This window comes from Sphingomonas sp. NFR04 (assembly GCF_900114095.1).
In the GTDB taxonomy this organism is placed as follows: Bacteria; Pseudomonadota; Alphaproteobacteria; order Sphingomonadales; family Sphingomonadaceae; genus Sphingomonas.
Genome location: NZ_FORV01000001.1, coordinates 1,128,151 through 1,154,198, shown reverse-complemented (window position 1 = coordinate 1,154,198; position 26,048 = coordinate 1,128,151). Strand labels below are relative to the sequence as shown.

Here is a 26,048-nt window from a genome sequence, read left to right as displayed (position 1 = left end):
ACGCGCGTAGAGGGCGCGCCATGTCACATCGCATCGCCCTCGCCTCGGATCACGCCGCTTACGGAATGAAGGCAGAACTCGCCGATTGGTTGCGCGGTTCCGGCCATGACGTGCTCGATCTGGGCACCAACGGACCCGAGAGCGTCGACTATCCCGACTATGGCTACCGGCTCGGCAAGGCGATCGAGACCGGCGAGGCGGCCTTCGGCATCGCGCTGTGCGGATCGGGCATCGGCATCTCGATCGCGGTCAACCGCAACCCCGCCGCCCGCTGCGCGCTTGTCTCCGAGCCGCTCTCCGCCGGCCTTGCGCGCGAGCATAACGATGCCAATGTCATCGCCCTCGGCGCCCGGATGATCGGCATCGAGATGGCCAAGGCGTGCGTCACCCAGTTTCTCGAAACGGCTTTCCTCGGCGATCGGCACGTCCGCCGCGTGGAGAAGCTGAGCAACCCCGAAAGGAGCCCCGCATGAGCACCAACCCCGTTACGGCAGGCCTTCAGCCGGATGGCTTCTTCACCAAAACCCTGAGCGAAGTCGATCCGGCGGTGTTCGCCGGCGTCGAGCACGAGCTCGCCCGCGAACAGTATCAGATCGAGCTGATCGCCAGCGAGAACATCGTCTCCAAGGCGGTGCTCGAGGCGCAGGGCTCGGTATTCACCAACAAGTACGCCGAGGGCTATCCGGGCAAGCGCTATTATCAGGGCTGCCACCCGTCGGACGAGGTGGAGCAGCTGGCGATCGATCGCGCCAAGCAGCTGTTCGGCTGCGACTTCGCCAACGTCCAGCCGCACTCCGGCGCGCAGGCGAACGGCGCGGTGATGCTCGCGCTGACCAAGCCGGGCGACACCATCCTCGGCCTCAGCCTCGATGCCGGCGGCCACCTGACCCACGGCGCCCGCGCGGCGATGAGCGGCAAGTGGTTCAACGCGGTCCAGTATGGCGTCCGCCCCGACGATCACCTGATCGACTATGACCAGGTCGCCGCGCTCGCCCGCGAGCACAAGCCCAAGCTGATCATCACCGGTGGCTCGGCCTATCCGCGCCACATCGATTTCGCCCGCTTCCGCGCGATCGCGGACGAGGTCGGCGCGATGTTCATGGTCGACATGGCGCACTTCGCCGGCCTGGTCGCCGGCGGCGTGCACCCGACGCCGTTCGGCCATGCCCATGTCGTCACCACCACCACGCACAAGACGCTGCGTGGGCCGCGCGGCGGGATGATCCTGACCAATGACGAGGCGATCGCCAAGAAGATCAACTCGGCGGTGTTCCCGGGCCTGCAGGGCGGCCCGCTGATGCACGTGATCGCCGCCAAGGCGGTCGCGTTCGGCGAGGCGCTGCAGCCCGAGTTCAAGAGCTATGCCGCGGCCGTCGTCGAGAACGCCAAGGTGCTGGCGGCGACGCTGAAGGAGCGCGGTGCGAACCTCGTCTCGGGCGGCACCGACACGCACCTCGCGCTGGTCGACCTCACCCCGCTGGGCGTGACCGGCAAGGACGCCGACGAGGCGCTGGAGCGCGCGGCGATCACCTGCAACAAGAACGGCATCCCCAACGATCCGCTGCCGCCGATGAAGACCAGCGGCATCCGCGTCGGCTCGCCGGCGGGCACCACCCGCGGCTTCGGCCCGGCCGAGTTCCGCGAGATCGGCAACATGGTCGCGGATGTGCTCGAGGGGCTGCGCACCAAGGGCGAGGCGGGCGACGCCGCGGTCGAGGCCGATGTGAAGGCCCGCGTCCGCGCGCTGTGCGAACGCTTCCCGATCTACGGCGGCTAAGCTGGCTGCTCACCCTCACCCTTCCGCGCCTTCGGCGCTCCCTCCCTCTCCCAATGGGAGAGGGAAGGGGCCCGCTCGGCGCAGCCAAGTGGGAAGGGTGAGGGTGACCAACCCTCAGGCGGACTGAGATGCGCTGCCCCTTCTGTTCCAATGAAGCCAGCCAGGTAAAGGATAGCCGCCCCACCGACGACGGGGCGGCGATCCGCAGGCGCCGGCAATGCGAGGCGTGCGGCGCGCGCTTCACCACCTTCGAGCGCATCCAGCTGCGCGACCTGACCGTCGTGAAGAGCGGCGCCAACGGCATCGAGGGGCGGCGCGAGCCGTTCGAGCGCGAGAAGCTGATGCGCTCGGTCTCCACCGCGTGCCGCAAGCGGCCGATCCAGCCCGCCCAGATCGAGCGGCTGGTCTCCGGCATCCAGCGGCAATTGGAGACGACGGGCGAGAGCGAAATCCCCTCCCAGCGGATCGGCGCGCTGGTGATGGAGGCGCTCAAGGGCCTCGATTCGGTGGCCTATATCCGTTTCGCCAGCGTGTATAAGGATTTCCGCGAGGCGAAGGACTTCGAGGAATTCGCCGGTAACGTCAGCGAGGTCGGCAAAAGTTGAATTCCCCCGTGATCGTGCTCGTCCGCCCGCAGCTGGGCGAGAATATCGGCAAGGCCGCGCGCGCCATGCTCAACTTCGGGCTGACCGAGATGCGGCTGGTGAGCCCCCGGGACGGCTGGCCGAACCCCTCGGCGGGGCCTGCGGCGAGCGGCGCCGACATCGTGCTCGAAAAGGCACAGGTGTTCGAGAGCGTCGCCGATGCGGTCGCGGATTGCACGCATGTCTATGCCACCACGGTGCGCAAGCGCGGCGTGACCAAGCCGGTGGTGACGCCCGAAGTCGCCGCGCGCGAGATCCACGGTGCGCCCACCCGCAGCGCGATCCTGTTCGGGCCCGAACGCTCCGGGCTGGAGACCGATGATGTGGCGCTGGCCCGCACGATCATCACCGTGCCGATCAATCCCGAGTTCGGCTCGCTGAACCTGGCCCAGGCGGTGATCCTGGTGGCGTATGAATGGTCGAAGCATGTCGGGCTGGAGAGCCCGCCCGCGGTCGATCTCGACCCGCCGGCGTCGCAGGAGGAGCTGGACGGGATGATCGGCCAGCTCGACGCGATGCTCGAAGACTCGGGCTATTTCTTCCCCCCGGCCCGGGTGCCCTCGACCAAGCGCACGCTGCGCACGCTGCTGACCAAGCCGCGCTGGTCGAGCCAGGAACTGCGCACGCTGCGCGGGGTGCTGTCCGCGCTGGATGGCCGGAAGCGCCACCGGGCGGAGTAGGCGGGCCGATTGCGGCGCGCGTTTAACCCATAGCCGTCATTCCCGCGAAGGCGGGAATCCATTCGCCTGTGCGTTCGAGGAAAGAACCTCGGCCTCAGCGCCAATGGATCCCCACCTTCGCGGGGATGACGACGGCATTTTATGAGGATGAGCGCCCCCCATCGGAAGGGGGCGCGTCACATCTTCAACGCCCGCGCGGCGGGCCCTTGCGGAAGCCGCCGGGCTTGCCGTTGGCGTTGCTGCGATTCGCCGGCGGTCCACGCCGCACCGGGCCATCGGCACGCGCGCCCGGCTGCGGCGCATCGGTCGCCCGCTCGATGCGGATGCCGTCATCGTCGTCGCCCGCCGTGCGCGCGAACTTGTCGACCGAAGCCGCGAATTTCGCCGCCAGCGGGGCCGGGATCTGGAAGTGCGTCTCGTTCGCCGCGATGCGGATCGCGCCAACTTCGTTGCGGGTGATGTGGCCGCGGCGGCAGATCAGCGGCAGGATCCAGCGCGGATCGGCATTCTGGCGACGGCCGATATCCATGCGGAACCACACCGTGTCGTCGAAGCCGGGGCGATGCCGCTCCTGCTGCGCGGCGCGGCGTGCTTCCGGCGTTGCCTCGATCAGCTCTTCCGGCTCGGGCAGCTGCGAGCGGTGCGCGCGGACCAGCGCGGCGGCGATCTCGGCCGGGGTCTTCTCGGCGAGCAGGCGCTCGGCGAGTGCGACGTCTTCCTCGTCGGTCTCGATCGGCTGGAGCAAGGCGGCGATCAGCCGCTCGCGATCCGCGGCGCGGATCTGCTCGGGGGTCGGCGCCTCGATCCACACCGCCGGAATGCGCGCGCCCTGCAGCATCTGCTCGACGCGGCGGCGGCGCGGATAGGGGACGATCAGCACCGCGGTGCCCTTCTTGCCCGCGCGGCCGGTACGGCCCGAGCGGTGCTGCAGGGTTTCCGCGTCGCGCGGAAGCTCCACGTGCACCACCAGCGTCAGCGTCGGCAGATCGATGCCGCGCGCGGCGACGTCGGTGGCGACGCACACCCGGGCGCGGCGATCGCGCAGCGCCTGCAGCGCATGGTTGCGCTCGGACTGCGAATGCTCGCCGGAGAGGGCGACGGCCGCGAAGCCGCGCTCCATCAGGCTGGCATGGAGATGGCGGACATTGTCGCGCGTCGCGCAGAACAGGATCGCCGTCTCCGCCTCGTGCAGGCGCAGCAGGTTGATCACGACATGCTCGATATCCGCCGGCGCGACCGTCACCGCCTGGTAGCTGATGTCGCCGTGCCCGCGATCGTCGCTCTTGGTCGTGATCTGGAAGGCGTTGCGCTGGTAGCGCTTGGCCAGCGCCACGATAGGACGCGGCATCGTCGCCGAGAAGAGCAGCGTGCGGCGGTCTTCGGGCGTCGCGTCGAGGATCGCTTCGAGCTCCTCGCGGAAGCCCATGTCGAGCATCTCGTCGGCCTCGTCGAGCACCGCGGCGCGCAGGCTGGACAGGTCGAGCGCGCCGCGCTCCAGGTGATCGCGCAGACGACCGGGGGTGCCGACGACGATATGCGCGCCGTGGTTGAGCGTGCGACGCTCCTTGGAGGCGTCCATGCCGCCGACGCAGGTGGCGATGCGCGCACCGGCCGGGCTGTACAGCCAGATCAGCTCGCGGCTGACCTGCAGCGCCAGCTCGCGCGTCGGCGCGATGATGAGGGCCAGCGGCGCGCCGGCGGGCGGCAGCATCTCTTCGCCGGCGAGCAGTTCGGGCGCCATGGCGAGGCCGAAGGCGACCGTCTTGCCCGAGCCCGTCTGGGCGGAGACGATGAGGTCGCGGCCCGCGGCCTGGTCTTCCAGGACGGCGGACTGAACGGGGGTCAGCGTGGAATAGCCACGCTGTTCCAGCGCCTCGGCGAGGCGCGTCGGTAGATTCGAAATAGACATTGAGACCCTAAAATTGGGGCTACGCGCGGCGCACCGCAAGCCCGATACAGTGTTGCAGGCGCGCCCCTCTAACCTCGCGCGCGATCGATCAGCCAGACGGCGAGCGTGAGGGCGAACCCCACTGCCAGCCCGGCCAGCAGCCCCACCGTCGCTTCTCCGCGTAGGGCCCCGGCCACTGCGCCGACGAGAATGCTCGCCGTCAACAGGAAGCCGCCGGCCATCGGCGTGCGCGAAGGGGTGGACTGCATGATGCCCCTTGCCACGAATCTGCGCGAAGCGCCAGCCTTTGCCATGGTTTCCCGATCGTTCACCAGCATCGTCCACCGGAGCGGAAGGGAAACCGGTGTATCAGGCCGGCACGGGCACGGGGGCTCGCCCATGTGTTGGAGTAGCAATGGACGTCTATCCCTATCTCAGCGATCGGGACGAAGTGCACGACGCGGCCGATCTGATTCGGCGCTTCGGCCATGCCGCCTGCGGCGAAGCCGCGGCGCGCGCCGAGGCGAGCCGGGATCTCGGCAATGTCGTGCATTTCTGCCGCTGGCGCCAGATCGAACGGCTGGTGGTGCTGCTCTCCGTACCCAAGGTGCTGGGCACGGTGCATTGAGGCTGTGATCGATCCTCCCCCGGAGGGGGAGGGGGACCGCCCGCAGGGCGGTGGAGGGGTGTCCCCGCCGGTCATGGCGGGAACCCTCGCCAGCGGGGATACCCCTCCGTCAGGCCTTCGGCCTGCCACCTCCCCTTGCAGGGGAGGATCTGGTTCGCGCCCCGGTTCCAACCTCGCGTCGCAGAATAACTTGCGGGGGAGGAAACACTAACCAGCCGGACATCGTCGAAGCTACTTTGAGCGCAGGCGCCGGGACGTTCCAGGCGCCGACGCCAGCTATGCCTCTCCGCATCCAAGGAGACCGACATGGCATTTCGCATTCAAGGCATCGATCCCGCACCGTTCGAGCACCTCAGAGGGCTTTCCGACGAAGCCTTGGCCGAGCGGGGCATCCGGCGCTACACCGTCGATGCAAAGCCCGGCTTTCCCGACCGCATCGAAGTGCGCGATCTCGAACCCGGCGAGACGGCACTGCTGCTCAACTACGAGCACCAGCCGGCCGACACGCCGTACCGCGCCAGCCACGCGATCTTCCTCGGCGAGCAATCGCGAACCCGGCTCGACCTGATCGACGCGTTGCCCGAGGCGATCCGCATCCGGCCGATCTCGCTGCGCGCCTTCAATGCGGCGGGCGAGATGGTCGATGCCGATCTCGCGGACGGATCTGCGCTGGAGCCGCTGATCCTCCGCTTCCTTGCACGCACCGACGTCGCCTATCTCCACGCGCATTATGCCAAGCGCGGCTGCTACGCCGCGCATATTGAGCGAAGCTAATGACATCGCGGCGCTAAGGCCGGACCCAAGACCCGTGGGCGGCGTTCCATCCTCGCACCCCTGTCGCGAGGTACGCTTGACCACACCCCAGATCCTGTCGCTCGTCGTGCTGGCCGGCATGATGCTGCTCTTTGTCTGGGGAAAGCTGCGCTACGACATGGTGGCGGTGCTGGCGCTGCTCGCGGCGCTGGCGGTGGGGGTGGTGAAGCCCAAGGAGGCCTTCACCGGTTTCTCCGACGACATCGTCATCATCGTCGCCTCGGCGCTGGTGCTTTCCGCCGCCGTTCAGCGATCGGGCGTGATCGAGCGGGCGATGCTGCTGCTCCAGCGGCGGGTGACGCGGGTGCGGTCGCAATTGCTGCTGCTCAGCGCGAGCGTGGGCTTCGCCTCGGCACTCGTGAAGAACATCGGCGCGCTGGCGATGATGATGCCGGTCGCCTTCCAGATGGCCAAGCGCTCCAAGGCCTCGCCCGCCACCTTCCTGATGCCGATGTCGTTCGCCTCGCTGCTCGGCGGGCTGATCACGCTGATCGGCACATCGCCCAACATCATCGTCAGCCGCGTGCGCGAGGAGATGACCGGCAAGCCTTTCGGCATGTTCGACTATGCCCCGGTGGGGCTTGGGCTGACGCTGGTCGGGCTGGTGTTCCTCCGCTTCGCCTATCGGCTGATCCCGCGCGACCGCCGCGCCGCGCCGACGCTGGGCGAGGCGATGGACATCGAGGATTATGTCACCGAGGCTGCGGTGCCCGAAGGCTCGGAAGCGGTGGGCGAGACCGTCGCCGAATTCCGCGAGCGCCACGACCATGCGGTGGCGGTGACCACCATCCTGCGCGGCGGCATCCGCAGCACGCCCTTTCCCGACAACAAGCTGCGCGCCGACGATGTGCTGATCCTCACCGGCGCGCCCGACGACCTCGAACGCGTGATCGCCACCGACGCGCTGCTGCTGGAGGGGCAGGACCGCGCCCAGCCCGAGGGCAATACCAGCGAAGTCGGCGTGATCGAGGCGGTGATCGGCACCGACTCCGCGCTGATCGGCCGCACCGCCGGTCGGCTCGGGCTGCACGAGCGTTTCGGGGTCAACCTGATCGCGGTGTCGCGGCAGGGCGAGCGGCTCTCCGCCCGGCTCGGCGACATCGAGCTGCGCGCCGGCGACGTCATCGTGCTGCAGGGCCCGCTGGACCTGCTGTTCGAGCGATTGGGCGAGCTCGGCTGCCTGCCGCTGGCGCAGCGGGAATTGCGGCTGGGCAGTGCGCGCAAGGGGCTGTTGCCGCTCGCCATCCTCGGCGTGGCGATGGCGGCGACGGCGACGGGCTATGTCCCCGTCGCGGTGGCGTTCTTCGCGGCGGCGGGGCTAACCATCCTGCTCGGCGCGCTGCCGGTGCGCGAGGCCTATGAGCATATCGAATGGCCGATCCTGGTGATGCTGGGCGCGCTGATCCCGGTCAGCGATTCGCTGCGCACCACCGGGGCCAGCAAGATCATCGGCGACCAGCTCGGCCATATCGCCGCGACCCTGCCGCCCTGGGGCGCCGTCGCGATGATCCTCGCGGCGGCGATGGCGGTGACGCCGTTCCTCAACAACGCCGCGACCGTGCTGGTGATGGCGCCGATCGCCGCGACCTTCGCGGGCGAGCTCGGCTACCGGCCCGAGGCGTTCCTGATGGCGACGGCGGTGGGCGCGGGCTGCGACTTCCTCACGCCGATCGGCCACCAGTGCAACACGCTAGTGATGGGGCCGGGCGGCTACAGGTTCGGGGATTATGCGCGGCTGGGCGCACCCTTGTCGTTGCTGGTGCTGCTGATAGGCACGCCGCTGATCATGGCCGTATGGCCGGTGCATTGAGAGACGGAGTTTCCATGGAACAGATGATTCGCTTCGAGCAGACCGGCGGCCCCGAGGTCCTGCAATGGGTCGAGGTCGACCTCCCCGAGCCCGGTCCCGGCGAAGTGCGGCTGCGCACGGAGGCGGCGGGGCTCAACTTCATCGACGTGTACCACCGCACCGGCGTCTACCCGGCGCAGCTGCCCTCGGGCATCGGCGTGGAAGGCGCCGGCGTGATCGAGGCGGTGGGCGAGGGCGTCACCGGCTTCGCGGTCGGCGATCGCGCGGCGACCTTCGGGCCGGCGCTCGGCTCCTATGCGACCGCTCGCAACCTGAAGGCCGACGCGCTGTTCAAGTTGCCCGAGGACATCAGCAGCGAAACCGCCGCCGCGGTGCTGCTCAAGGGCTGCACGGTGGAGTTCATGGTCGAACGCGCCGCCAAGGTGCAGGCGGGCATGACGGTGCTGGTGCACAGTGCCGCCGGCGGGGTCGGGCAGATCGCGGTCGGCTGGCTGAAGGGCATCGGCGCGACGGTGATCGGCACGGTGGGGCATGAGGCCAAGGTGGAGAAGGCCAAGGCGGTCGGCTGCGATCATGTCCTGCTCTCGCGCGGGCAGGAGGATGTCGCCGCGCGCGTGCGCGAGATTACCGGCGGCGAAGGCGTGCCGGTGGTGTTCGACGGTATCGGCAAGGCGACCTGGGAAGCCTCGCTGGGGTCGGCGGCGCGGCGCGGGCTGATTATCAGCTATGGCAATGCCAGCGGATCGGTGGAGGGGGTGAAGCTCGCCACGCTCAACCAGCATGGCTCGCTGTTCGTCACCCGGCCCAAGCTGTTCGATTACTATGTCACGCCCGAGGAGCGCGCAGCGGGTGCGGCGCGGCTGTTCGAGATGCTGGAGAAGGGCGCGGTGAAGCCCGAGATCGGCCAGCGGTTCGCGATCCGGGATGCGGCGGAGGCGCACCGCGCGATCGAAGGCGGACAGACGACCGGGTCCACGATCCTGCTGCCGTAGGATCGTTTTGGCGCCGCGGCGTCAGACACAACAGCACGTCATCCCCGCGAAGGCGGGGATCCATTGGCGCTGAAGCCGCGATTCTTTCCCCGGAGGCACAGGCGAATGGATTCCCGCCTTCGCGGGAATGACGACGGTTTCGTGGGGGCTGGCGTACTGCGCCTTTACTTCCGCTTGCTCAGCGCCGCGACGCAGCTCGCCTGGTCGAGCGGGCTGCCGTTGCGCTGCCGGGCGTCCACCCAGGTGACACTGGCCGCCCCGCCGCCATGCTCGGGCGGATAGAGATAGGCGTCGAGCACGCAGATCGGCCCGACGAACTGCAGCTTGCGTCCCTTGCCTTCGGTCAGGTCGAGCCGCGGCTGGCCGAACCGGGCGAGCAGTTGCGGTGCGGTCAGCCCGCGGATCGGCGCCAGGTTTGCGGGCTGTTCGGGCACGCGTCCCGGCACCGGCAGCGGCGCCGCCGGGCGCGCGGTGGGTACGGTGCCCGAACAGGCGGCGAGCAGCAGCGCCGAAAAAGGCACGGACGACTTGGCGATACGGACAGCGTTCAAACGGTTTTCCCTTGGTTGCACTTGTATCTGCCTCTCTCTAGGGCGACGCCCAGTATCATTGGAGCCCTGAACCTTGACCAACCCCAGCTATGACGTGGTCGCGATCGGCAACGCGATCGTCGACATCCTCGCCCAGGCCGACGACGCCTTCATCGAATCGATCGGCGTGCCCAAGGGTTCGATGCAGCTGATGTTCTCGCCCGAAGAGGCAGACGCGCTCTACGCCAAGATGGGCCCGGGCCGCGAGGTTTCCGGCGGTTCGGCAGCGAACACCGTCGCGGGCATCGCCGCGCTCGGCGGCAAGGCGGCGTTCATCGGCCAGGTGGCGGACGACCAGCTCGGCACCGTCTTCGCGCATGACATCCGCGCGGCGGGGGTGCATTTCGACACCGCGGTCCGCCCCGGCCAGCCGACCACCGCGCGCTGCCTGATCTTCGTGACGCCGGACGGCCAGCGCACGATGAACACCTTCCTCGGCGCCTCGCAGTTCCTGCCCGCCGCCGCGCTCGACGAGCAACTGATCGCCAACGGCGCGATCCTCTATCTCGAAGGCTATCTGTGGGATCCGGAAGAGCCGCGCGCCGCGATGCGCAAGGCGATCGACATCGCTCGCGCCGCCGGCCGCAAGGTCGCCTTCACCCTGTCCGACGTGTTCTGCATCTCGCGCCACGGCGACGATTTCCGCAAGCTGATCGAGGACGGCCTGATCGACATCCTGTTCGCCAACGAGGCCGAGCTGCTCGCCTTGTGCGCGCATGAGGATTTCGAAGCGGCGGTGCAGCACATCCATGGCAAGGTGCCGCTACTCGTCGTCACCCGCAGCGAGAAGGGTGCCTTCGCCCTCCAGGGCGACGAGCGGGTCGAAGTTCCCGCCGAGCCGATCGGCGCGCTGGTCGACACCACCGGCGCGGGCGACATGTTCGCCGCCGGCTTCCTGCACGGCCAGGCCCAGGGCAAGGGGCTGAAGGAATCGCTCCAGCTCGGCGCGATCTGCGCGGCGGAGATCATCCAGCATTACGGCGCCCGCGCCGAGAAGGACCTGAAGGCCCTCGCCGCCGCCAAGATCGGCTGAGGCTGATGATGCCACCCTCACCCTCCCATCGCTGACGCGGTGGAGGCGCGAAGCGCCGGAAGGGTGAGGGTGATAGAAAAAGAAAGGGCCGGAGGATCGCTCCTCCGGCCCTTTCTTTTTGTCTGCCGATCCTCGGATCAGGCGTCCTTGTAGCCCGGTGTATGCGCGTCGCCGATCGGCGGCACCGGCTGCGGCGGGGCGTCCGTGTCGGCTTCATGCACGTCGATGATGCCCCGGCCGACATAGCTGCGGCGATAGCTATAGGCGTAATAGACCACCAGGCCGACCGCGGCCCAGCCGAAGAACAGCATGATCGTCGGGCCCGACAGGCTGACGAACAGATAGAGGCAGCCCGCGATCGCGATCGGTGCGGTCACCATGATCGCCGGGGTGCGGAACGGGCGATGACGGGCCGGATCGGTCTTGCGCAGCACCATCACCGCGATCGAGACGGCGGCGAAGGCGAACAGCGTGCCCGAGTTCGACACGTCGGCCAGCAGGCCCACCGGGAAGAACGCCGCGAACAGCGACACGAAGATGCCGGTCAGGATCGTGATGACGTGCGGGGTGTGCCACTTCGGGTGCACGCGCGAGAAGAACTCGGGCAGCAGGCCGTCGCGGCTCATCACGAAGAAGATGCGGGTCTGGCCGAACATCATCATCAGGATGACCGAGGGCAGCGCGATGATCGCCGCAGCACCCACCAGCCAGCCGAGGAACGGATGGCCGATCGAGCGCAGCGTCCAGGCGAGCGCTTCCTTCGAGCAGACCACGGCCTGTTCGCCCATCGCGCGGCAGGCTTCCGAAAGCGCCGGCGTGCCGGGCGAGAGGACCTCGCCGGCGGGGCCGTGGACCGGCTGCGCGCCGACGGTGCCGATCACGCCTGAGGCGACCAGCATGTAGAAGATGGTGCAGATCGCGAGGCTCCCGATCAGGCCGATCGGCATGTTGCGCTGCGGGTTCTTGGTCTCCTCGGCCGCGGTCGAGACCGCGTCGAAGCCGACATAGGCGAAGAAGATCGAGGCCGCGGCGCCCGAGATGCCGGCGAAGCCGAGCGGCGCGAACGGGGTGAACTGGCCGGTCTTGAGCACCGGCAGGGTGACGATCACGAACATCGCCAGCGCGAGGATCTTGATGCCGACCAGCACCGCGTTGACCGAGGCGCTTTCCTTGGTGCCCTTGACCAGCAGCGCGGTGACGATCGCGGCGACCGCCATCGCCGGCAGGTTGATCATGCCGCCGTCGAACGGCCCGCGGATCAGCTGCAGCGGCACGACGATGCCGAAATTATTCTGGATGAAGCCCATCATATAGCCGGACCAGCCGACCGAGACGGCCCCCGCCGCGATGGCATATTCGAGGATCAGCGCCCAGCCGACCATCCAGGCGACCAGCTCGCCCATCACGGCATAGCTATAGGTATAGGCGGAGCCCGAGACCGGCACCATCGCCGCCATCTCGGCATAGCAGAGCGCCGCGACCGCGCAGACGAATCCGGCGATGACGAACGAGATCATCATGCCCGGCCCGGCCTTCTGCGCGGCCTCGGCGGTCAGCACGAAGATGCCGGTGCCGATGACGGCGCCGATGCCGAGCATGGTCAGCTGGAAGGCGCCCAGCGATCGGTGGAGGGATTTCTTTTCAGCTGTCGCCAAAATGGCATCGAGAGGCTTTACGCGCCCGAATATCATTGCATGGACCCCTATGCGGCGACCGTTGCGCCGCCCCCAAATTGGTAAAGGCGCGAGCCTAGCCGCAAACACGCGGTGCGCAATCCCCTACGGCGTACCGGCACGAAACAATGTTGCGTGTCTGCGCAATCAGCGCGCGAGCATCGGCCCGAGCGGCTGGCCGGCGAAGAGATGGACATGGAGGTGCGGCACCTCCTGGCCTGCGTCGAGCCCGGTATTGGCGAGCAGCCGGTAACCGGGTTCGACGAACCCCGCCTCGCGCGCCACCTTGCCGACGGCGCGGACGAATCCGGCGATCTCGGCTTCGGAGGCGCGGGCCGAGAAATCGTCCCAGCTGACATAGGCGCCCTTGGGGATCACCAGGATATGGTGCGGTGCCTGGGGCGCGATGTCGTGGAAGGCGAGGGCGTGCTCGTCCTCATAGACCGTCTTCGCCGGGATCTCGCCGCGCAGGATCCTGGCGAAGATGTTCTGGTCGTCATAGGGCTTGGTGGCATCGATCGGCATGATGGGCTCCGTGACTTAGATCCTCCCCTGCAAGGGGAGGTGGCGCGCGCAGCGCGACGGAGGGGTGTCACCGCCTGAATCGCAGTCCCCGCCATCAGCGGGGACACCCCTCCGTCAGGCCTGCGGCCTGCCACCTCCCCTTACAGGGGAGGATCAAGGGGCGGGAAGTGCTTAACCGTTCCGCGCCGCCTTTTCGGCAATTCCGGACACGCCCTCGCGCCGCGCCAGCTCGGCGCGGACGTCGTCGAGGCCCAGCCCCATGTCGGCCAGCAGCACGAGCAGGTGGAAGAGCAGGTCCGCCGATTCCTTCACCAGCTCCGCGCGATCGTCCTGGATCGCGGCGATCACCGCTTCGGTGGCTTCCTCGCCCAGCTTCTGCGCGATCTTGGCGCGGCCGCGGGCGGTGAGCTTGGCGACATAGCTGGTCGCGGGATCGCCCAGGCGGCGGTCGCGGATGGTCTGTTCGAGCGTGTCGAGAAGGTCGGCCATGGTCTCCGGCTGCGGGAGCCGTGCGGCGCTGTCAATCCTGGGGCGCGGGATTGCGGGGCTTCCCTTATGGTAGCTGCGAGCGATTCGCGGCAGCAGGGCAGGATGACGATGGTGCAGGAACGCGAATCGGGGGCGGGGCAAGGGCGGCTGTCACGACCCTTGTGGCTGGTGCTGGGCTTGGTGTTCGTCGCACTCGGCTTCATCGGCGCGCTGCTGCCGCTGATGCCGACGACGATCTTCCTGATCCTCGCCGCCGGCTGCTTCGCCCGCTCCTCGCCGCGGCTGGAGGCATGGCTGCTCGACCATCCGCGATTCGGGCCGACGCTGGTGGCGTGGCGCGAACAAGGCGCGATCCCGCGCAAGGGCAAGGCGATGGCGTTTGCAGGCATGGCGCTCGGCTACGGCCTGTTCGCCTGGGGCGCGCGGCCGGGGCCGTGGCTGGCGGCCGGCGTGGCGGCGGCGATGCTGGGGTGCGCGTGGTATGTGCTGAGCCGGCCGACGGCGGTGTAGGTGGGTAGATTCAAGTCCGCCCTTGGAAGGAAGCGCTCGCGACGGCGGCATTGACGCCATCCCTGAATCAAATAGCGTCAGACCATGCTTGGTGCGATCCTAAACCTCGTCCTCTCTTGGCAAGATGTTCCGCTTGCTCGCAGTGTTCCGGCGCGCGCGGAACAGGGATGGGTGCTCGATGGTCGGCGAATTTGCCGATTTGACGGTCGAGATCAAGACGATGCATGCTTGCAATATCATCAAGAAATCGAACACCGGTTGAGTGACGGCCGCTTGTGGAGCGAATACAGGTGGATGTGGAGGGGCACGCTGGGCGAAGAGGTTCTCTATATGTCGCGGCAAGGCTCGGTAGGCATTAGCACCTTCACCATAGGCACGTTGCGCGATCCGCGCTCCAACTTGCCTGGGCATGGTAGCGACAATGCCGTGTCGTACGCGCCGAGCCGGGAAGCGTTGATAATCGGCGTGCCCGGTGAAGGTTACGAATTCTCGGTGAAGGGCGGCCTTTAACGCAGGGGCTCTGTGTACCCAGATAACTGTGTGGAACTCTTCAGTTTGATCGTGAGCGCATATGCGTTCACCCCCTCACCGGAATCCCCGCCGCCGCCAGCGCCGCATGCGCCTCGGCGATCGTGGCCTGGCCGAAGTGGAAGATTGACGCCGCCAGCACCGCCGAGGCATGGCCGTCGCGGATACCCGCGACGAGATCGTCCAGCCCGCCAACGCCGCCCGAGGCGACCACCGGCACCGTCACCTGGTCGGCGATGGTGCGGATCAGGTCGAGGTCATAGCCGTCGCGGGTGCCATCGCGGTCCATCGACGTGACGAGCAGCTCGCCCGCGCCCAGCTCGGCGAGGCGCAGCGCGTGCTCGACCGCGTCGATGCCGGTTTCGCGGCGGCCGCCATGGGTGAACACCTCCCAGCGCCCCTCGCCGGTCCGCCGCGCGTCGACCGAGGCGACGACGCACTGGCTGCCCATGCGGTCGGCGATCTCGGCGACCACTTCGGGCCGCGACACCGCCGCGCTGTTCACCGCCACCTTGTCCGCGCCCGCCAGCAGCAGCGCGCGCGCATCGTCGACACTGCGCACGCCGCCGCCGACGGTGAGCGGCATGAAGCACACCTCGGCGGTGCGGCGCACCACGTCGAGGATGGTGCCGCGCGCCTCGTGGCTGGCGGTGATGTCGAGGAAGCAGAGCTCGTCGGCGCCCGCCGCGTCATAGGCGCGGGCCTGCTCGACCGGATCGCCGGCGTCGCGCAGCTCGACGAAGTTGACGCCCTTGACGACGCGGCCGTTCGCCACGTCGAGGCAGGGGATCACGCGGGCGCGGACGGTCATGCTCGAGGCTCCAGCGTTGGGGCAGGATGGATTTCACGCGAAGGCGCGAAGGCGCGAAGAAAAGGCTTTTGGTTCGCGCAGAGGCGCAGAGGTGCGCAGAGGTGCGCTTGCCGCGCTCGTGGCATTGACTCCGAAAGGGGCTCGCGCGCTGCTGCCCAGTTGACAGCGGCTGACGCCGCCACGCTCCGCGCCTCCTCTGCGTCTCTGCGCCTCTGCGCGCAAAAACTCTTCGCGCCTTCGCGCCTTCGCGTGAACCTCATGCGTCCCCGCGCCCCGCCGCGATGGCCTCGGCCAGATCGAGCCGGCCGTCATAGAGCGCGCGGCCGGAGATCACGCCCTCGATGCCGTCGCTCACGTGCTTCCGCAGCGCATGGATGTCGTGGATATCGGTGACGCCGCCGCTGGCGATCACCGGGATCGACACGGCGCGGGCCAGCGCCACCGTCGCCTCGACATTGCACCCCTTGAGCAGCCCGTCGCGGCCGACATCGGTGAACAGCAGCGCCGCGACCCCGGCATCCTCGAAGCGGCGGGCGAGATCGACGACGCTCACGTCCGACACATCGGCCCAGCCATGCGTCGCGACCATGCCGTCGCGGGCATCGACGGCGACGACGATCTGGCCGGGATGCGCGCGGGCGGCCTCGCGGACGAGGTCCGGATTCTCCAGCGCGGCGGTGCCGATCACGACGCGGGTCACGCCCATGTCGAGCCAACGCGCAATCGACTCGCGGTTCCGGATGCCGCCGCCGAGCTGCACCTTGGCAGGCGTCTTCGCCAGGATGTTGGCGACCGCGAGGCCGTTGACCGATTCGCCCGCGAACGCGCCGTCGAGGTCGACGACGTGGAGCCACTCGGCACCGGCTTGCGCGAACAGCTCGGCCTGGGCGGCGGGGTCGTCGCCATAGACGGTGGCGCGCGCCATGTCGCCCTCGGCGAGGCGAACGACCTGACCGGCCTTGAGATCGATGGCGGGGAAGATGTGCAGGGTCATTGGTGTTTCCAAACTGCCTTGTCGTTTGAGGCAGGCTTATCGCGACGGATGTCGAAGGGGAAAGCGCCCGCCAAGAAACCGCCGTCATTCCCGCGAAGGCGGGAATCCATTCGCCGGACCGCCGGGGGAAGGAACTTCGAATTCAGCGCCAATGGATCCCCGCCTTCGCGGGGATGACGGGTAGGTTTGCGACCCCCGACAGCTCCACAACACACGGGAATGCGGCAAGGCATTCTAAGGCTTCCACGCCAGGAACCGCTCCAGCAGCGCGATGCCGTAGCGCTGGCTCTTCTCGGGGTGGAACTGCAGGCCGACGATATTGTCGCGGCCGATCGCGGCGGTGACCGGACCGCCATGTTCGGTGGTGGCGAGCACGTTCGCGCCGTCGAAGGCAAAGCTGTGGAGGAAATAGGCCTCGCCACGCTCGATCAGCGGGTGGTCGGCGGTGGGTACCACATCGTTCCAGCCCATGTGCGGCACGCGCAGCTCCGGCGAAGCGGGGAGCTGGCGCACCGTGCCGGGGATCCAGCCGAGCCCGGCATGACTGCCCAGCTCTTCCCCCGTCGTCGCGAGCAGCTGCATGCCGACGCATACGCCGAGGAACGGCACCGCTTCGTGCAGCACGCGGGTCTCCAGCGCCTCGATCATGCCCGGCAAGGCGCGCAATCCCGCGGCGCAGGCGCCGAACGCACCCACGCCGGGCAGTACCACCCGGTCCGCACCCCGCACCACCGCCGGGTCCGCCGTCACCGCGATGTCGGCAGCGCCCGCCGCCTTCAGCGCATTGTGCACCGAGTGGAGGTTGCCCGCGCCGTAATCGATCAGCGCGACGCTCACTGGCCGAGCGCTTCCAGCCCCGGCGCGAGGATGCTCGGGGCGACTTCGACGAACGCATATTCCGCGGCGCCAGCGGTGGCGAAGGGGTCGCCCGCGGCCCAGGCCTGCACTTCTTCGAGCGAGCCGCGCGCCATGAAGAAGCCGCCGGTCACCGGCACCTTGCGGCCCGCCACCAGCAGGCGGCCGTCCGCCACGCCCTGCTTCAGCCAGTCGACATGCGCCGGGCGCAGTTCGTCGATCTTGGCGATATCCACCTTGTAGGTCAGCAGCACGAGGATCATCACAGCACTCCCTTGGTCGACGGGATGGCATCCGCCTTGCGCGGATCGATCTCCACCGCCTCGCGCAGCGCGCGGGCGAGGCCCTTGAACGCGGCTTCGGCGATATGGTGGTTGTTGCTGCCGTAGAGCGTCTCGACGTGCAGCGTCACGCCGGCGGTCTGGGCGAAGCTGTGGAACCAGTGCTCGAACATCTCGGTGTCCATCTCGCCGAGCTTCTTCTGCGAGAATTCGGTCTTCCACACGAGATAGGGGCGGCCGGAGATGTCGATCGCGACGCGGGTCAGCGTCTCGTCCATCGGCGACAGCGCGTCGGCGTAGCGACGGATGCCCTTCTTGTCGCCCAGCGCCTTGGCGATGGCCTCGCCGATCGCAAGCCCGGTATCCTCCACCGTGTGGTGCTGGTCGATATGGAGGTCGCCCACGGTCTTCACGTCCATGTCGATCAGCCCGTGGCGGCTGAGCTGCTCGAGCATGTGATCGAAGAATCCGATGCCCGTGCTGATGTTGTAGACGCCGGTGCCGTCGAGGTTGACGGTGACGTCGATCGAAGTTTCGCTGGTCTTCCGGCTGATCGTCGCGGTGCGCATGGGGCTGCACATAACGCCGATAGCGACGCATGCAATCTTGACCGTAATTTTCGATCCGCTACCCAAGGGGCATGAATGCCTCCGTGCCCGATAGTTTGATTCCATATGACGAGATCGTGCAGGAAGCCCTGCGCGCCGTGGTGGGCCGTGTGCTCGGCTCGGTGGCGCAGTCGGGCGGCCTGCCGGGCGCGCATCATTTCTACATCACCTTCAAGACGCAGGCGCCCGGGGTCGACATCCCGCAGCGGCTGATGGAGCGGTTCCCGGACGAGATGACCATCGTCCTCCAGCACCGCTACTGGGACCTGACGGTGGACGACCGGAAATTCTCGGTGGGTCTCAGCTTCAACCAGATTCCGTCGATCCTGACGATCCCGTTTGCGGCGATCACCGGCTTCCACGATCCGGCGGTGAATTTCGAGCTGCGCTTCCAGGCGACCGAAGGCCCCGACGGCCCCGAACCGCACGAGCATGACGACGCCGAGAATGACGGCGACGGCCCGGTGGCCAAGCCCGCCGAGGACGGCTCGAACGTCGTGTCGGTGGACTTCAAGCGGAAGAAGTAGGGGCTTCCCCGATCCTCCCCCGCCAGGGGAGGGCAGTCGCAGATGGCAGTCCCATGCCGTCATCCCCGCGAAGGCGGGGATCCATTGGCGCCGGAGTTTCGGTTCTTTCCGCGGGCGTCCTGGCAAATGGATTCCCGCCTTCGCGGGAATGACGGCGTAATTTGGGGCGAGCGCGACCTCATCTATATGCGTTGCCTGGCCCTGACGGGGTGGGTGGGCTGCCTCCCCAGCGTCCCCTACATCAGCCCCTTCGCCCGCAGACTCGCATGGCCTTCGCTGCCGATGATGATGTGGTCGTGCACCACGATGCCGAGCGGCTTGCCCGCTTCGGCGACCTTGCGCGTCACGTCAATGTCGGCGCGGCTGGGGCTCGGGTCGCCCGAGGGGTGGTTGTGGACCAGGATCAGCGCCGCCGAGCCCAGATGCAGCGCGCGGGCGATCACCTGGCGGACATAGAGCGGCGCCTCGTCGATCGAACCTTCGTTCATCAGCTCGTCGCGGATCAGCATGTTGCGGGTGTTGAGGTGTAGCACGCGCACCCGCTCGATCGCGTGCGGGGCCATGTCGGCGCGCAGATAGTCGAGCAGCGCCTGCCAGTTGGCCAGCACCGGCTGTTCGCGCACCCGCGCCTGGAGCAGCCGCAGCGCGGCCGCGTGTACCGCCTTGAGCGCGGCGATCTGGGTGTCCTTCACGCCCTCGATCCGCAGCAACGCCTCGGCATCGGCGGCGAGCAGCCCGGGCAGGCCGCCGAATTCCTTGAGCAGCGTCTTGGCGAGCGGCTTGGTGTCCTTGCGCGGGATGGTCAGCGCCAGCAGATATTCGACCAGCTCGTGATCGAGCAGCGCCTCCGGACCGCCCTCGAACAGGCGCTTGCGCAGGCGGGCGCGGTGGCCGCTATTGTCGGGAGTGTCGTCGGACATCGCCGCGACTATGCAGGTGCGGCGGAAGCCCTGCAATCCGCCGGAACGAATAGCGCGCGGGCCGGCAGCCTTGCGGCCGACCTGTTGCACCGCAACGGATACAATTGGCGGATTTCCGCGGATGCGAAGGCTGCGGCCACGCATGAAGCGGCAATGAAGCGCAGTATGCTGCAACGGTTGACTCGGTCGATTGGTCTTCCTAAAGCGCCATCACGTCGCGGCCATCGGCTTGCGATGCTGTTTGTCGCCCGCCCTATGCGCGGCGGCTTTTTCATATCTGGATCGCCGTGCTCGCTTTGTCTGACGACCCTATCCGTTCCGACCTCGACCGTCGCATCGCCGATGCGAAGGCGGCGGTGCGCGAGGGTCAGACGCCGGTGCGCAAGCCCGAAAAGGGCTATAAGCAAGGCTCGCGGGTGCTCGCCGAACTGATCGGCGCACCGCTGGGCGGCGGGGTGATCGGCTTCGCGCTGGATCGCTGGCTGGGAACGAGCCCCTGGGCGCTCTTGATCCTGCTGGCGCTCAGCGTGGTCGTGGCGTTTCGCAACATCTACAAGATTTCGAAGGAGCGCGCAGAGTGAGCGCCGGCAAAATCGATCCGATGGAGCAGTTCAAGGTCGAGCCCGTACTGGGCCGGCATATCGACCTGTTCGGCTATGACATCTCCTTCACCAACTCGGCGCTGTTCATGTTCGTGGTCGCCGCGCTGCTGTTCATCTTCATGGTGGGCGGCCTGCAGCGCAAGCTGATCCCGGGCAAGTGGCAGCTGATGGTGGAAGGCGCGGTCGGGTTCATCGACTCGATGGTCAACGTGAACATCGGCAAGGGCGGCAAGAAGTTCGCGCCGTACATCTTCTCGCTGTTCTTCTTCATCCTGTTCGCCAACCTGGTCGGCGTGCTGCCGCTGGCGGTGCTGCCGGGGCTGCACACCTTCGCGGTCACCAGCCACATCACCGTCACCGCGGTGCTCGCCTTCTTCTCGTTCGGCATCGTCCTCGCGGTCGGGCTGATCAAGCATGGCGTGAAGTTCTTCTCGCTGTTCGTGCCGCACGGCGCGCCTGTGTGGCTGATGCCCGTGATCGTGCCGGTCGAGCTGATCTCGTTCCTGGTGCGTCCCTTCTCGCTGGGCCTGCGACTGTTCGTCGCGATGACCGCGGGGCACATCCTGCTCGAGGTGTTCGGCAGCTTCGTGGTCCAGGGCCTGAGCAGCGGCACGCCGCTGGGCGGCGTGGTCGGCGTGCTGAGCTTCGCGATGATCGTCGGCGTCAGCGCGCTCGAACTGCTGGTCTGCGCGATCCAGGCCTATGTGTTCGCGCTGCTGACCTCGCTGTATCTCCACGACGCGGTGCACCTGCACTAAGTCGTTCCGTTTCGAATTATCGTTTTTACCGAATTATCTAGGGAGCTAGAAATGACTGATCTGGGTGCAATGTACATCGGTGCCGGCCTGGCTGCGATCGGTATCGGCCTCGCCGCGCTCGGCGTGGGCAACGTGTTCGGTTCGTTCCTCGAAGGCGCGCTGCGCAACCCGGGTGCGGCTGACGGCCAGCAGGGCCGCCTGTTCATCGGTTTCGCCGCGTCGGAACTGCTGGGCCTGATCGCGTTCGTCGTCGCGATCCTGATCCTCTTCGTCGTCAAGTAAGCAGAACGGAGGCCTCGGCCGATGCCCCAGTTAGATCAGATCCCGGAGATCTACGCCTCGCAGGTCTTCTGGCTCGCGATCGTATTTGCCCTGATCTACTTCGGGATCGGCAAGGCGATGGTGCCGAAGATCGAGCGGACGATGGAAGATCGCTCCGCCCGTATCGCCGGCGACCTCGCGGCAGCCGAAGCGGCGCGCGACGCCGCCAAGGCTGCGGACGAGGCCTATCAGGCGGGGCTGGAAGCTGCCCGTGCCGAGGCGCTGCGGGTGACCGCCGGCGCCAAGGCGCAGGCGGCGACCGCCGCTGAGGCCAGGCTCAAGGCCGCCCACGCGGCCGATGATGCGCGGCTGGCCGATGCGACCCGCACGATCGCCGAGCGCGAGCAGGCGGCGATCGGCGAGATCGAAGCCGCGACCGTCGAGGCGGTCGAGGCGATCGTCGCCCGCGTGTCGGGCGTCGCGGTGGACCGTCTGAGCGTTGAACAGAAGGTGAAGGCGGCGCTTGCCCATGGCTGAACAACCTCATTCCATGAACGCGGAGGTCGGCACCGTGGAACTCCATCATGAGCCGGCCGTGTTCGGCATCACCGCACCGGGTTTCGTCGCGCTGTCGATGCTGGCGGTGGTCCTGATCATCTTGGCGAAGAAGGTGCCGAGCATGATCGGCACCATGCTCGACAAGCAGATTTCCAAGATCCGCACCCAGCTCGACGAAGCGTCGAAGCTGCGCGCGGAAGCCGAGGCGATGCTGGCCGAGGCGAAGGCCCGCACCGCGTCGAGCGATGCCGATGCCAAGGCGGTGATCGCCAACGCCCAGGCCGAAGCCGCAGCGATGCAGGTCAAGGCCGAGGCCGATGCGGCCGAGCTGATCGCGCGCCGCACCCGCATGGCCGAAGACAAGATCGCCGCCGCCGAGCGCAGCGCGATCCAGGCGATCCGCACACGCGCCGCCGATGCCGCAACGAGCGCAGCGGCTGCGGTGATCGCGGAGAAGCACGGCGCCGAGGCCGACAAGGCGCTGGTCGACAAGGCCATTGCCGGGCTGGGTCGGCTCAACTGAGCTGGCCTGCCACGCTGCCCGTGCTAAGGGCGAGCGATGGCGGAACATAAATCCTATCGCTGGCTGAGCGCCGGTGCCCTGGTGGCACTGGCGCTCGCTGCGTTTGTGGCGGTGGTCGCGCTGCGCCACGCGGCCGACGATCACACGCGCACCACCGACGTGAAGGTCCGTGCGGACCAGGCGATGCAGCGGATCGAGGCCGAGGTCGATCGTCTCGAGAACGAAGCCGCCACGCCCTGAATCTGTCGCGGCATCCAAGGTTGGTTGCTGCACCAGCTGCATGCCCGACAGCGCTCAGTTTCGTGAAAATGACGGATCGATGACCGCGGCCTACGCAAGTCTCCTATAAGGAGAGTGCGGGGTTTGTCGGGGCAATTCCACAAAATTTCAAGCGCTTATGGTCGCTATGTCGCAAACGCGGCTTGGGTGAGCCGTTGCGCCCTATGAAGACGTGGAAGGGTTGGCGAACGGCCGCACGAAACGTGCAGGGTAGCTTAGGGGCAATATGCAGAAGTTTGTTGAAGGTGCGCGGGCGCAGGGCGTCGTCGCGCAGAAGGTTCGTCGTGTCCGCGGCATGCTGGCAGCATCGACCATGCTGGGGCTGCCGGTCGCGGCCGCCGCGCTCGGACTGATCGCGCCGCTCGCGGCGCATGCACAGTCGGATATTCTCGCGGGCAGTTATATAAAGGTCGGCATCAACGGCACCATCGGGTCCCTGGGCTATGACGGCAACACCTCTCCGGGCATCCTGTACGACGGCACCGGCAGCGGCACCTTCAATCCGGCCTATGACTATCTGACGCCGGGCACGCCCTATGAGGGCTTCGTCGTGACGGCAGACGGCATGGCGGCGGCGATCAACAACAATCGCGGCACCTCCAACGTCGTCGGCTCGCTGACCAACTACAGCGGCGTCGCCTATGGCGGCAGCACCTATGACCAGCGGGCGGTGTGGTCCGGCACCTACGGCAGCTATTTCACGATCACCAACGACTATTATTTCAACAACAACAGCCAGCAGGTCGGCATCCGCACGACCATCACCGCGCTGAGCGACCTGACCAACCTCGCCTTCTCGCGCGCGCTCGATCCCGATGCCCGCGCCGCCGACGGCGACAGCAGCGCGACGAACAACTTCCGCGGCAATGGCGGCGTCTCCGTGAACGACCTGGTCTATGCCGAGGCGCTGGCGTCCAAATACGTCATCGGCCTGTTCACCAACTCCAGCTACGCCCACAACTCGGCGGTCACCCGCTGGGAGATGGACACCGCAACCTATCTGGCGGGTACCGACGTCGGGAATGGTGACAACGTCATCGGTCTGGGCTTCAACCTGGGGTCGCTGCTGACCGGCGCGTCGGCGGTGATCGACTATTCGTACATCTTCGGTACCGACATCAGCAAGGCGATCGCCGATGCCGGCGGCGGCCGCGGCAACATCGCGACCGATGTGACCGCGGGCGACGTGGCGGTGGGCAATTTCAACCCGGTGCTCTCCGGCGGCAAGATCACCTTCGAGGCCGACCAGGCGCTCGGCAACGACCTCACCGTCGAAACGTCGGGCGGGACGATCGACACGACCAGCGCCAATGCGACGCTGTCGGGCGTCATCTCGGGCGAGGGCGGGATCACCAAGACCGGCACGGGCACGCTCACCCTCACCGGTACCAACAGCTATTCCGGCGGCACCACCGTTGCGGAAGGCAAGCTGGTCGGCGACACCGGCTCGCTCCAGGGCACGATCGTCAACAACGCCACCGTCGAATTCGCCCAGGCGAATGCCGGCACCTTCGCCGGCACGCTTGCCGGCACCGGTTCGGTGGTGAAGTCGGGCGCGGGTACGCTCACTTTGGCGGGCACGGCACAGCGTCTGACGCTCGACGTCACCCAGGGCAAGGTGATCGCGGCCGACCAGGCGGCGATCGGCAGCGACGGCGGCGCGATCCGCCTGCAGAACGCCAGCACGCTGGCGGCGGGCTCGAACCTCACCATCACCCAGGCGGTGCTGGTCGGCGACGGCGGCGGCGTGATCGATACCGGCGCGAGCACGGTGCGCCTCACTGGCGGCAGCATGGGCGGCAACTGCCTGATCAAGCAGGGCAGCGGCACGCTGGTGCTGGCATCCGACGCGGCCAACGCGATCGGCGCCTGCGTCGAGCAGGGCACGATGAGCTTCGATTCGACCTTCGCCGGCAATGTGTTCGTCGACGCCGCGGGTACCGCGCGCGGCAACGGCACCGTGCAGGGCAGCATGGAGGTTGCGGGCACGCTGGCACCGGGCAACTCGCCGGGTCGCCTGGTCGTCGCGGGCAGCGTGACCCAGGGCGCGGGCAGCACGCTCTCGATCGACGTGGATGGCACCACCGCAGGCGTGGGTGCCGGCCACTACGACACGCTGGTCCTAACCGGCGCGACGAGCGTCTACACCGCCGCCGGCACGCTGGCGCCCAAGCTGCGCGGCATCACCGGCGATGCCACCAACAGCTTCACGCCGACGGTGGGCCAGACCTTCGAGATCGTCACTGCCGAGGGCGGCGTGACCGGCAGCTTCGCCGCGCTGACCCAGCCGAGCGCAGGGCTTGCCGCCAACACCCGCTTCGACGTGCTCTATGGCAGCAAGGCGATCCTGCTGGCGGTGACGCCGGACAGCTATGCCCGCTATCTCGCCACCGGCGCGGGCTCGAACGCCGTCGCCGCAGCGACCGCGCTCGACGCAGTGCGCCCGGCGGCCGGCGTGCGCACCGCAGGGACCACGGGGGCGCTGTTCGCCAATCTCGCCACGCTTCCGGGCGGTGCGATCGGCACCAGCTTCCAGCAGCTTGCCGGCGGCCTGCATGCCGATGCCATCGAGGCGCAGTTCCAGGCCAACCAGGCGCTGCGCGACACGATGGTCCAGCGCGTCCGCAGCCGCGGCGCGGTGGCAGGCGAGGGCGCCCGCAAGTCCGGCCTGTGGGGCGCGTTCAACGCCCAGCGGATCGACGTGGACGGTGATGCGACCGGCAACGGCTATCGCGCCACCAGCTATGGCTACACGCTCGGCGTCGATCACCAGGCGACCAACACCCTCGTGCTCGGCCTGGCCGCCAGCTACAAGGATGTCGACACCCGCGCCACCGCGCTCGGCACCGCCAAGGTCAAGGGCTATGGCGGCGCGCTCTACGGCGTGTGGAACAAGGGCGCTGACTATGTGACCGGCGTGATCGACTTCAACGTCGACGACTATACCGTCCGCCGCAACGTGCAGCTGGGCGGCGGCGTCGAGGCGCTGAAGGGCGACGGCAAGGGCTTCTCCTTCGGTGCGGACATCGAGGCGGGCCACCGCTTCGACCTGGGCGCGCTGGGCGTCACCCCCGTTGCGGGCATCGCCTATGACCGCGTCGAGCGCGATGCGTTCGGCGAGACCGGCGGCAGCGCGGCACTGCGCTTCGACGGCGAAGGCCGCACCGGCTGGACCGGCCGCGCCGGCGTCCGCGTCGATGGTGCGGTGGGCAGCATGGTCCGTCCGTTCGTCTCGGCGATGGCGGTGCAGCAGCTGGGCGACAACCGCACGGCGCTGCAGGCACGGCTGGTCGGCGCGCGGATCGACACCCGCTCGGTCTCGGTCGGCGACACCCAGCTCCGCGCCGAAGCGGGACTGAGCGCCAACCTGACCGGCGGCGTCTCGGTGGACCTGCGCTACCGCTATACCGGCCTCGGCCATGCCGATGCGCATTCGGGCAACGCGGCGATCAGCCTGCGCTTCTGAGCGCCAAGCGGTTGAGGGGGAGGGG

Annotated in this window: 31 protein-coding genes; 19 read left to right on the top strand and 12 right to left on the bottom strand. The window is 68.0% G+C overall.

Annotated features, from left to right (window positions below; translation table 11 throughout):
- Window positions 1-20 precede the first annotated feature (20 nt).
- The 4 genes from rpiB to BM009_RS05390 all read left to right on the top strand — a co-directional run bounded on the left by rpiB (window position 21) and on the right by BM009_RS05390 (window position 3,101).
- Window positions 21-473 (top strand): ribose 5-phosphate isomerase B, encoded by a 453-nt coding sequence (rpiB, locus tag BM009_RS05405; protein WP_093294373.1) that lies wholly within the window; start codon window positions 21-23, stop codon window positions 471-473.
- Window positions 470-1,777, top strand: coding sequence for a serine hydroxymethyltransferase (glyA, locus tag BM009_RS05400; RefSeq protein WP_093294371.1), 1,308 nt, complete (start codon window positions 470-472; stop codon window positions 1,775-1,777). The genes rpiB and glyA overlap by 4 nt, the downstream gene beginning before the upstream one ends.
- 128 nt (window positions 1,778-1,905) lie before the next feature.
- A complete protein-coding gene (gene nrdR, locus BM009_RS05395; protein WP_093294370.1) occupies window positions 1,906-2,382 on the top strand; it encodes a transcriptional regulator NrdR in 477 nt (158 codons plus the stop codon).
- 8 nt (window positions 2,383-2,390) lie between these two features.
- Window positions 2,391-3,101 carry an RNA methyltransferase gene (locus BM009_RS05390; protein ID WP_302847350.1) on the top strand — a complete coding sequence of 237 codons (711 nt, stop codon included), beginning with the start codon at window positions 2,391-2,393 and terminating at the stop codon, window positions 3,099-3,101.
- 184 nt (window positions 3,102-3,285) lie between these two features.
- Here BM009_RS05390 and BM009_RS05385 read toward each other — a convergent pair whose 3' ends face one another.
- Window positions 3,286-5,010, bottom strand: coding sequence for a DEAD/DEAH box helicase (locus tag BM009_RS05385; protein WP_093294367.1), 1,725 nt, complete (start codon window positions 5,008-5,010; stop codon window positions 3,286-3,288).
- A 68-nt stretch (window positions 5,011-5,078) separates the two neighbouring features.
- A complete protein-coding gene (locus BM009_RS05380) occupies window positions 5,079-5,321 on the bottom strand; it encodes a hypothetical protein (protein ID WP_139216539.1) in 243 nt (80 codons plus the stop codon).
- Between the two features lie 83 nt (window positions 5,322-5,404).
- On the opposite strand from BM009_RS05380, the gene BM009_RS05375 reads away from it, so the two are divergent.
- From BM009_RS05375 to BM009_RS05360, 4 genes are all read left to right on the top strand, one after another.
- Window positions 5,405-5,617: a hypothetical protein gene (locus BM009_RS05375; protein ID WP_066720093.1), complete on the top strand. Its 213-nt coding sequence runs from the start codon at window positions 5,405-5,407 to the stop codon at window positions 5,615-5,617.
- Between the two features lie 306 nt (window positions 5,618-5,923).
- On the top strand, window positions 5,924-6,391 hold the full coding sequence (locus tag BM009_RS05370) for a DUF1203 domain-containing protein (protein WP_093294364.1): 468 nt from the start codon (window positions 5,924-5,926) through the stop codon (window positions 6,389-6,391).
- 76 nt (window positions 6,392-6,467) lie between these two features.
- Window positions 6,468-8,240, top strand: a complete 1,773-nt coding sequence (locus BM009_RS05365) for an SLC13 family permease (RefSeq protein ID WP_093294362.1) — start codon at window positions 6,468-6,470, stop codon at window positions 8,238-8,240.
- Window positions 8,241-8,254: 14 nt separating this feature from the next.
- Window positions 8,255-9,232 carry a quinone oxidoreductase family protein gene (locus tag BM009_RS05360; RefSeq protein WP_093294361.1) on the top strand — a complete coding sequence of 326 codons (978 nt, stop codon included), beginning with the start codon at window positions 8,255-8,257 and terminating at the stop codon, window positions 9,230-9,232.
- Window positions 9,233-9,396: 164 nt separating this feature from the next.
- On the opposite strand, the gene BM009_RS05355 is transcribed toward BM009_RS05360, so the two are convergent.
- A complete protein-coding gene (locus BM009_RS05355; RefSeq protein WP_093294359.1) occupies window positions 9,397-9,783 on the bottom strand; it encodes a hypothetical protein in 387 nt (128 codons plus the stop codon).
- A 73-nt stretch (window positions 9,784-9,856) separates the two neighbouring features.
- Between BM009_RS05355 and BM009_RS05350 the strand changes: the two genes are divergently transcribed.
- Entirely contained in the window at window positions 9,857-10,855 is a 999-nt protein-coding gene (locus tag BM009_RS05350; RefSeq protein ID WP_093294358.1) for an adenosine kinase, read from the top strand.
- A 137-nt stretch (window positions 10,856-10,992) separates the two neighbouring features.
- On the opposite strand, the gene BM009_RS05345 is transcribed toward BM009_RS05350, so the two are convergent.
- The 3 genes from BM009_RS05345 to BM009_RS05335 form a co-directional block, all read right to left on the bottom strand.
- Window positions 10,993-12,546 carry an amino acid permease gene (locus tag BM009_RS05345; RefSeq protein WP_093294356.1) on the bottom strand — a complete coding sequence of 518 codons (1,554 nt, stop codon included), beginning with the start codon at window positions 12,544-12,546 and terminating at the stop codon, window positions 10,993-10,995.
- Between the two features lie 129 nt (window positions 12,547-12,675).
- The gene (locus tag BM009_RS05340) at window positions 12,676-13,053 is read right to left on the bottom strand and encodes a histidine triad nucleotide-binding protein (protein ID WP_093294355.1); all 378 of its coding nucleotides are present in this window, start codon (window positions 13,051-13,053) and stop codon (window positions 12,676-12,678) included.
- Window positions 13,054-13,224: 171 nt separating this feature from the next.
- Window positions 13,225-13,542 carry a phosphoribosyl-ATP diphosphatase gene (locus BM009_RS05335; RefSeq protein WP_093294353.1) on the bottom strand — a complete coding sequence of 106 codons (318 nt, stop codon included), beginning with the start codon at window positions 13,540-13,542 and terminating at the stop codon, window positions 13,225-13,227.
- 102 nt (window positions 13,543-13,644) lie between these two features.
- Here BM009_RS05335 and BM009_RS05330 point away from each other — a divergent pair, with 102 nt between their 5' ends.
- Both BM009_RS05330 and BM009_RS22130 read left to right on the top strand, forming a co-directional pair.
- Window positions 13,645-14,052: a YbaN family protein gene (locus tag BM009_RS05330; RefSeq protein WP_217644165.1), complete on the top strand. Its 408-nt coding sequence runs from the start codon at window positions 13,645-13,647 to the stop codon at window positions 14,050-14,052.
- Between the two features lie 84 nt (window positions 14,053-14,136).
- On the top strand, window positions 14,137-14,562 hold the full coding sequence (locus tag BM009_RS22130; protein WP_139216538.1) for a hypothetical protein: 426 nt from the start codon (window positions 14,137-14,139) through the stop codon (window positions 14,560-14,562).
- 67 nt (window positions 14,563-14,629) lie between these two features.
- Here the strand turns inward: BM009_RS22130 and hisF are convergent, their stop codons facing one another.
- The 5 genes from hisF to hisB form a co-directional block, all read right to left on the bottom strand.
- Window positions 14,630-15,391, bottom strand: coding sequence for an imidazole glycerol phosphate synthase subunit HisF (gene hisF, locus BM009_RS05320; protein WP_093294350.1), 762 nt, complete (start codon window positions 15,389-15,391; stop codon window positions 14,630-14,632).
- 256 nt (window positions 15,392-15,647) lie between these two features.
- Window positions 15,648-16,385: a 1-(5-phosphoribosyl)-5-[(5-phosphoribosylamino)methylideneamino]imidazole-4-carboxamide isomerase gene (gene hisA, locus BM009_RS05315; RefSeq protein ID WP_093294349.1), complete on the bottom strand. Its 738-nt coding sequence runs from the start codon at window positions 16,383-16,385 to the stop codon at window positions 15,648-15,650.
- Window positions 16,386-16,619: 234 nt separating this feature from the next.
- Window positions 16,620-17,222, bottom strand: coding sequence for an imidazole glycerol phosphate synthase subunit HisH (gene hisH / locus BM009_RS05310; protein ID WP_093294347.1), 603 nt, complete (start codon window positions 17,220-17,222; stop codon window positions 16,620-16,622).
- Entirely contained in the window at window positions 17,219-17,503 is a 285-nt protein-coding gene (locus BM009_RS05305) for a YciI family protein (protein ID WP_093294346.1), read from the bottom strand. Before BM009_RS05305 ends, hisH begins: the two co-directional genes overlap by 4 nt.
- Complete coding sequence (hisB, locus tag BM009_RS05300) at window positions 17,503-18,090, bottom strand: imidazoleglycerol-phosphate dehydratase HisB (protein ID WP_093294344.1); 588 nt, start codon at window positions 18,088-18,090, stop codon at window positions 17,503-17,505. The genes BM009_RS05305 and hisB overlap by 1 nt, the downstream gene beginning before the upstream one ends.
- 71 nt (window positions 18,091-18,161) lie before the next feature.
- Here hisB and BM009_RS05295 point away from each other — a divergent pair, with 71 nt between their 5' ends.
- Window positions 18,162-18,656: an SspB family protein gene (locus tag BM009_RS05295; protein WP_093294343.1), complete on the top strand. Its 495-nt coding sequence runs from the start codon at window positions 18,162-18,164 to the stop codon at window positions 18,654-18,656.
- A 236-nt stretch (window positions 18,657-18,892) separates the two neighbouring features.
- On the opposite strand, the gene radC is transcribed toward BM009_RS05295, so the two are convergent.
- The gene (gene radC, locus BM009_RS05290; RefSeq protein ID WP_093294341.1) at window positions 18,893-19,576 is read right to left on the bottom strand and encodes a RadC family protein; all 684 of its coding nucleotides are present in this window, start codon (window positions 19,574-19,576) and stop codon (window positions 18,893-18,895) included.
- A gap of 296 nt (window positions 19,577-19,872) precedes the next feature.
- Here radC and BM009_RS05285 point away from each other — a divergent pair, with 296 nt between their 5' ends.
- From BM009_RS05285 to BM009_RS05255, 7 genes are all read left to right on the top strand, one after another.
- A complete protein-coding gene (locus BM009_RS05285) occupies window positions 19,873-20,157 on the top strand; it encodes an AtpZ/AtpI family protein (protein WP_093294340.1) in 285 nt (94 codons plus the stop codon).
- Entirely contained in the window at window positions 20,154-20,936 is a 783-nt protein-coding gene (locus BM009_RS05280) for a F0F1 ATP synthase subunit A (RefSeq protein WP_093294338.1), read from the top strand. The genes BM009_RS05285 and BM009_RS05280 overlap by 4 nt, the downstream gene beginning before the upstream one ends.
- Window positions 20,937-21,005: 69 nt before the next feature.
- On the top strand, window positions 21,006-21,218 hold the full coding sequence (locus BM009_RS05275; RefSeq protein WP_010544368.1) for a F0F1 ATP synthase subunit C: 213 nt from the start codon (window positions 21,006-21,008) through the stop codon (window positions 21,216-21,218).
- 21 nt (window positions 21,219-21,239) lie between these two features.
- Complete coding sequence (locus BM009_RS05270) at window positions 21,240-21,734, top strand: F0F1 ATP synthase subunit B family protein (RefSeq protein WP_093294337.1); 495 nt, start codon at window positions 21,240-21,242, stop codon at window positions 21,732-21,734.
- Window positions 21,727-22,278, top strand: coding sequence for a F0F1 ATP synthase subunit B family protein (locus tag BM009_RS05265; protein WP_093294335.1), 552 nt, complete (start codon window positions 21,727-21,729; stop codon window positions 22,276-22,278). Before BM009_RS05270 ends, BM009_RS05265 begins: the two co-directional genes overlap by 8 nt.
- A gap of 36 nt (window positions 22,279-22,314) precedes the next feature.
- Window positions 22,315-22,518, top strand: coding sequence for a hypothetical protein (locus tag BM009_RS05260; RefSeq protein WP_093294333.1), 204 nt, complete (start codon window positions 22,315-22,317; stop codon window positions 22,516-22,518).
- Between the two features lie 265 nt (window positions 22,519-22,783).
- On the top strand, window positions 22,784-26,023 hold the full coding sequence (locus BM009_RS05255) for an autotransporter outer membrane beta-barrel domain-containing protein (RefSeq protein ID WP_093294332.1): 3,240 nt from the start codon (window positions 22,784-22,786) through the stop codon (window positions 26,021-26,023).
- Window positions 26,024-26,048: the final 25 nt, after the last annotated feature.

Coding starts and splice junctions, on each gene's coding strand:
- BM009_RS05265 (WP_093294335.1), top strand. CDS start 21,727: ATGGCTGAACAACCTCATTCCATGAACGCGGAGGTCGGCACCGTGGAA.
- BM009_RS05340 (WP_093294355.1), bottom strand. CDS start 13,053: ATGCCGATCGATGCCACCAAGCCCTATGACGACCAGAACATCTTCGCC.
- BM009_RS05335 (WP_093294353.1), bottom strand. CDS start 13,542: ATGGCCGACCTTCTCGACACGCTCGAACAGACCATCCGCGACCGCCGC.
- BM009_RS05345 (WP_093294356.1), bottom strand. CDS start 12,546: ATGATATTCGGGCGCGTAAAGCCTCTCGATGCCATTTTGGCGACAGCT.
- hisF (WP_093294350.1), bottom strand. CDS start 15,391: ATGACCGTCCGCGCCCGCGTGATCCCCTGCCTCGACGTGGCGAACGGC.
- BM009_RS05305 (WP_093294346.1), bottom strand. CDS start 17,503: ATGATCCTCGTGCTGCTGACCTACAAGGTGGATATCGCCAAGATCGAC.
- BM009_RS05370 (WP_093294364.1), top strand. CDS start 5,924: ATGGCATTTCGCATTCAAGGCATCGATCCCGCACCGTTCGAGCACCTC.
- BM009_RS05360 (WP_093294361.1), top strand. CDS start 8,255: ATGGAACAGATGATTCGCTTCGAGCAGACCGGCGGCCCCGAGGTCCTG.
- BM009_RS05385 (WP_093294367.1), bottom strand. CDS start 5,010: ATGTCTATTTCGAATCTACCGACGCGCCTCGCCGAGGCGCTGGAACAG.
- hisA (WP_093294349.1), bottom strand. CDS start 16,385: ATGACCCTGCACATCTTCCCCGCCATCGATCTCAAGGCCGGTCAGGTC.
- BM009_RS05270 (WP_093294337.1), top strand. CDS start 21,240: ATGCCCCAGTTAGATCAGATCCCGGAGATCTACGCCTCGCAGGTCTTC.
- BM009_RS22130 (WP_139216538.1), top strand. CDS start 14,137: ATGCTTGGTGCGATCCTAAACCTCGTCCTCTCTTGGCAAGATGTTCCG.
- nrdR (WP_093294370.1), top strand. CDS start 1,906: ATGCGCTGCCCCTTCTGTTCCAATGAAGCCAGCCAGGTAAAGGATAGC.
- radC (WP_093294341.1), bottom strand. CDS start 19,576: ATGTCCGACGACACTCCCGACAATAGCGGCCACCGCGCCCGCCTGCGC.
- BM009_RS05375 (WP_066720093.1), top strand. CDS start 5,405: ATGGACGTCTATCCCTATCTCAGCGATCGGGACGAAGTGCACGACGCG.
- BM009_RS05330 (WP_217644165.1), top strand. CDS start 13,645: ATGACGATGGTGCAGGAACGCGAATCGGGGGCGGGGCAAGGGCGGCTG.
- glyA (WP_093294371.1), top strand. CDS start 470: ATGAGCACCAACCCCGTTACGGCAGGCCTTCAGCCGGATGGCTTCTTC.
- BM009_RS05295 (WP_093294343.1), top strand. CDS start 18,162: ATGAATGCCTCCGTGCCCGATAGTTTGATTCCATATGACGAGATCGTG.
- BM009_RS05275 (WP_010544368.1), top strand. CDS start 21,006: ATGTACATCGGTGCCGGCCTGGCTGCGATCGGTATCGGCCTCGCCGCG.
- BM009_RS05255 (WP_093294332.1), top strand. CDS start 22,784: ATGCAGAAGTTTGTTGAAGGTGCGCGGGCGCAGGGCGTCGTCGCGCAG.
- BM009_RS05260 (WP_093294333.1), top strand. CDS start 22,315: ATGGCGGAACATAAATCCTATCGCTGGCTGAGCGCCGGTGCCCTGGTG.
- hisB (WP_093294344.1), bottom strand. CDS start 18,090: ATGCGCACCGCGACGATCAGCCGGAAGACCAGCGAAACTTCGATCGAC.
- rpiB (WP_093294373.1), top strand. CDS start 21: ATGTCACATCGCATCGCCCTCGCCTCGGATCACGCCGCTTACGGAATG.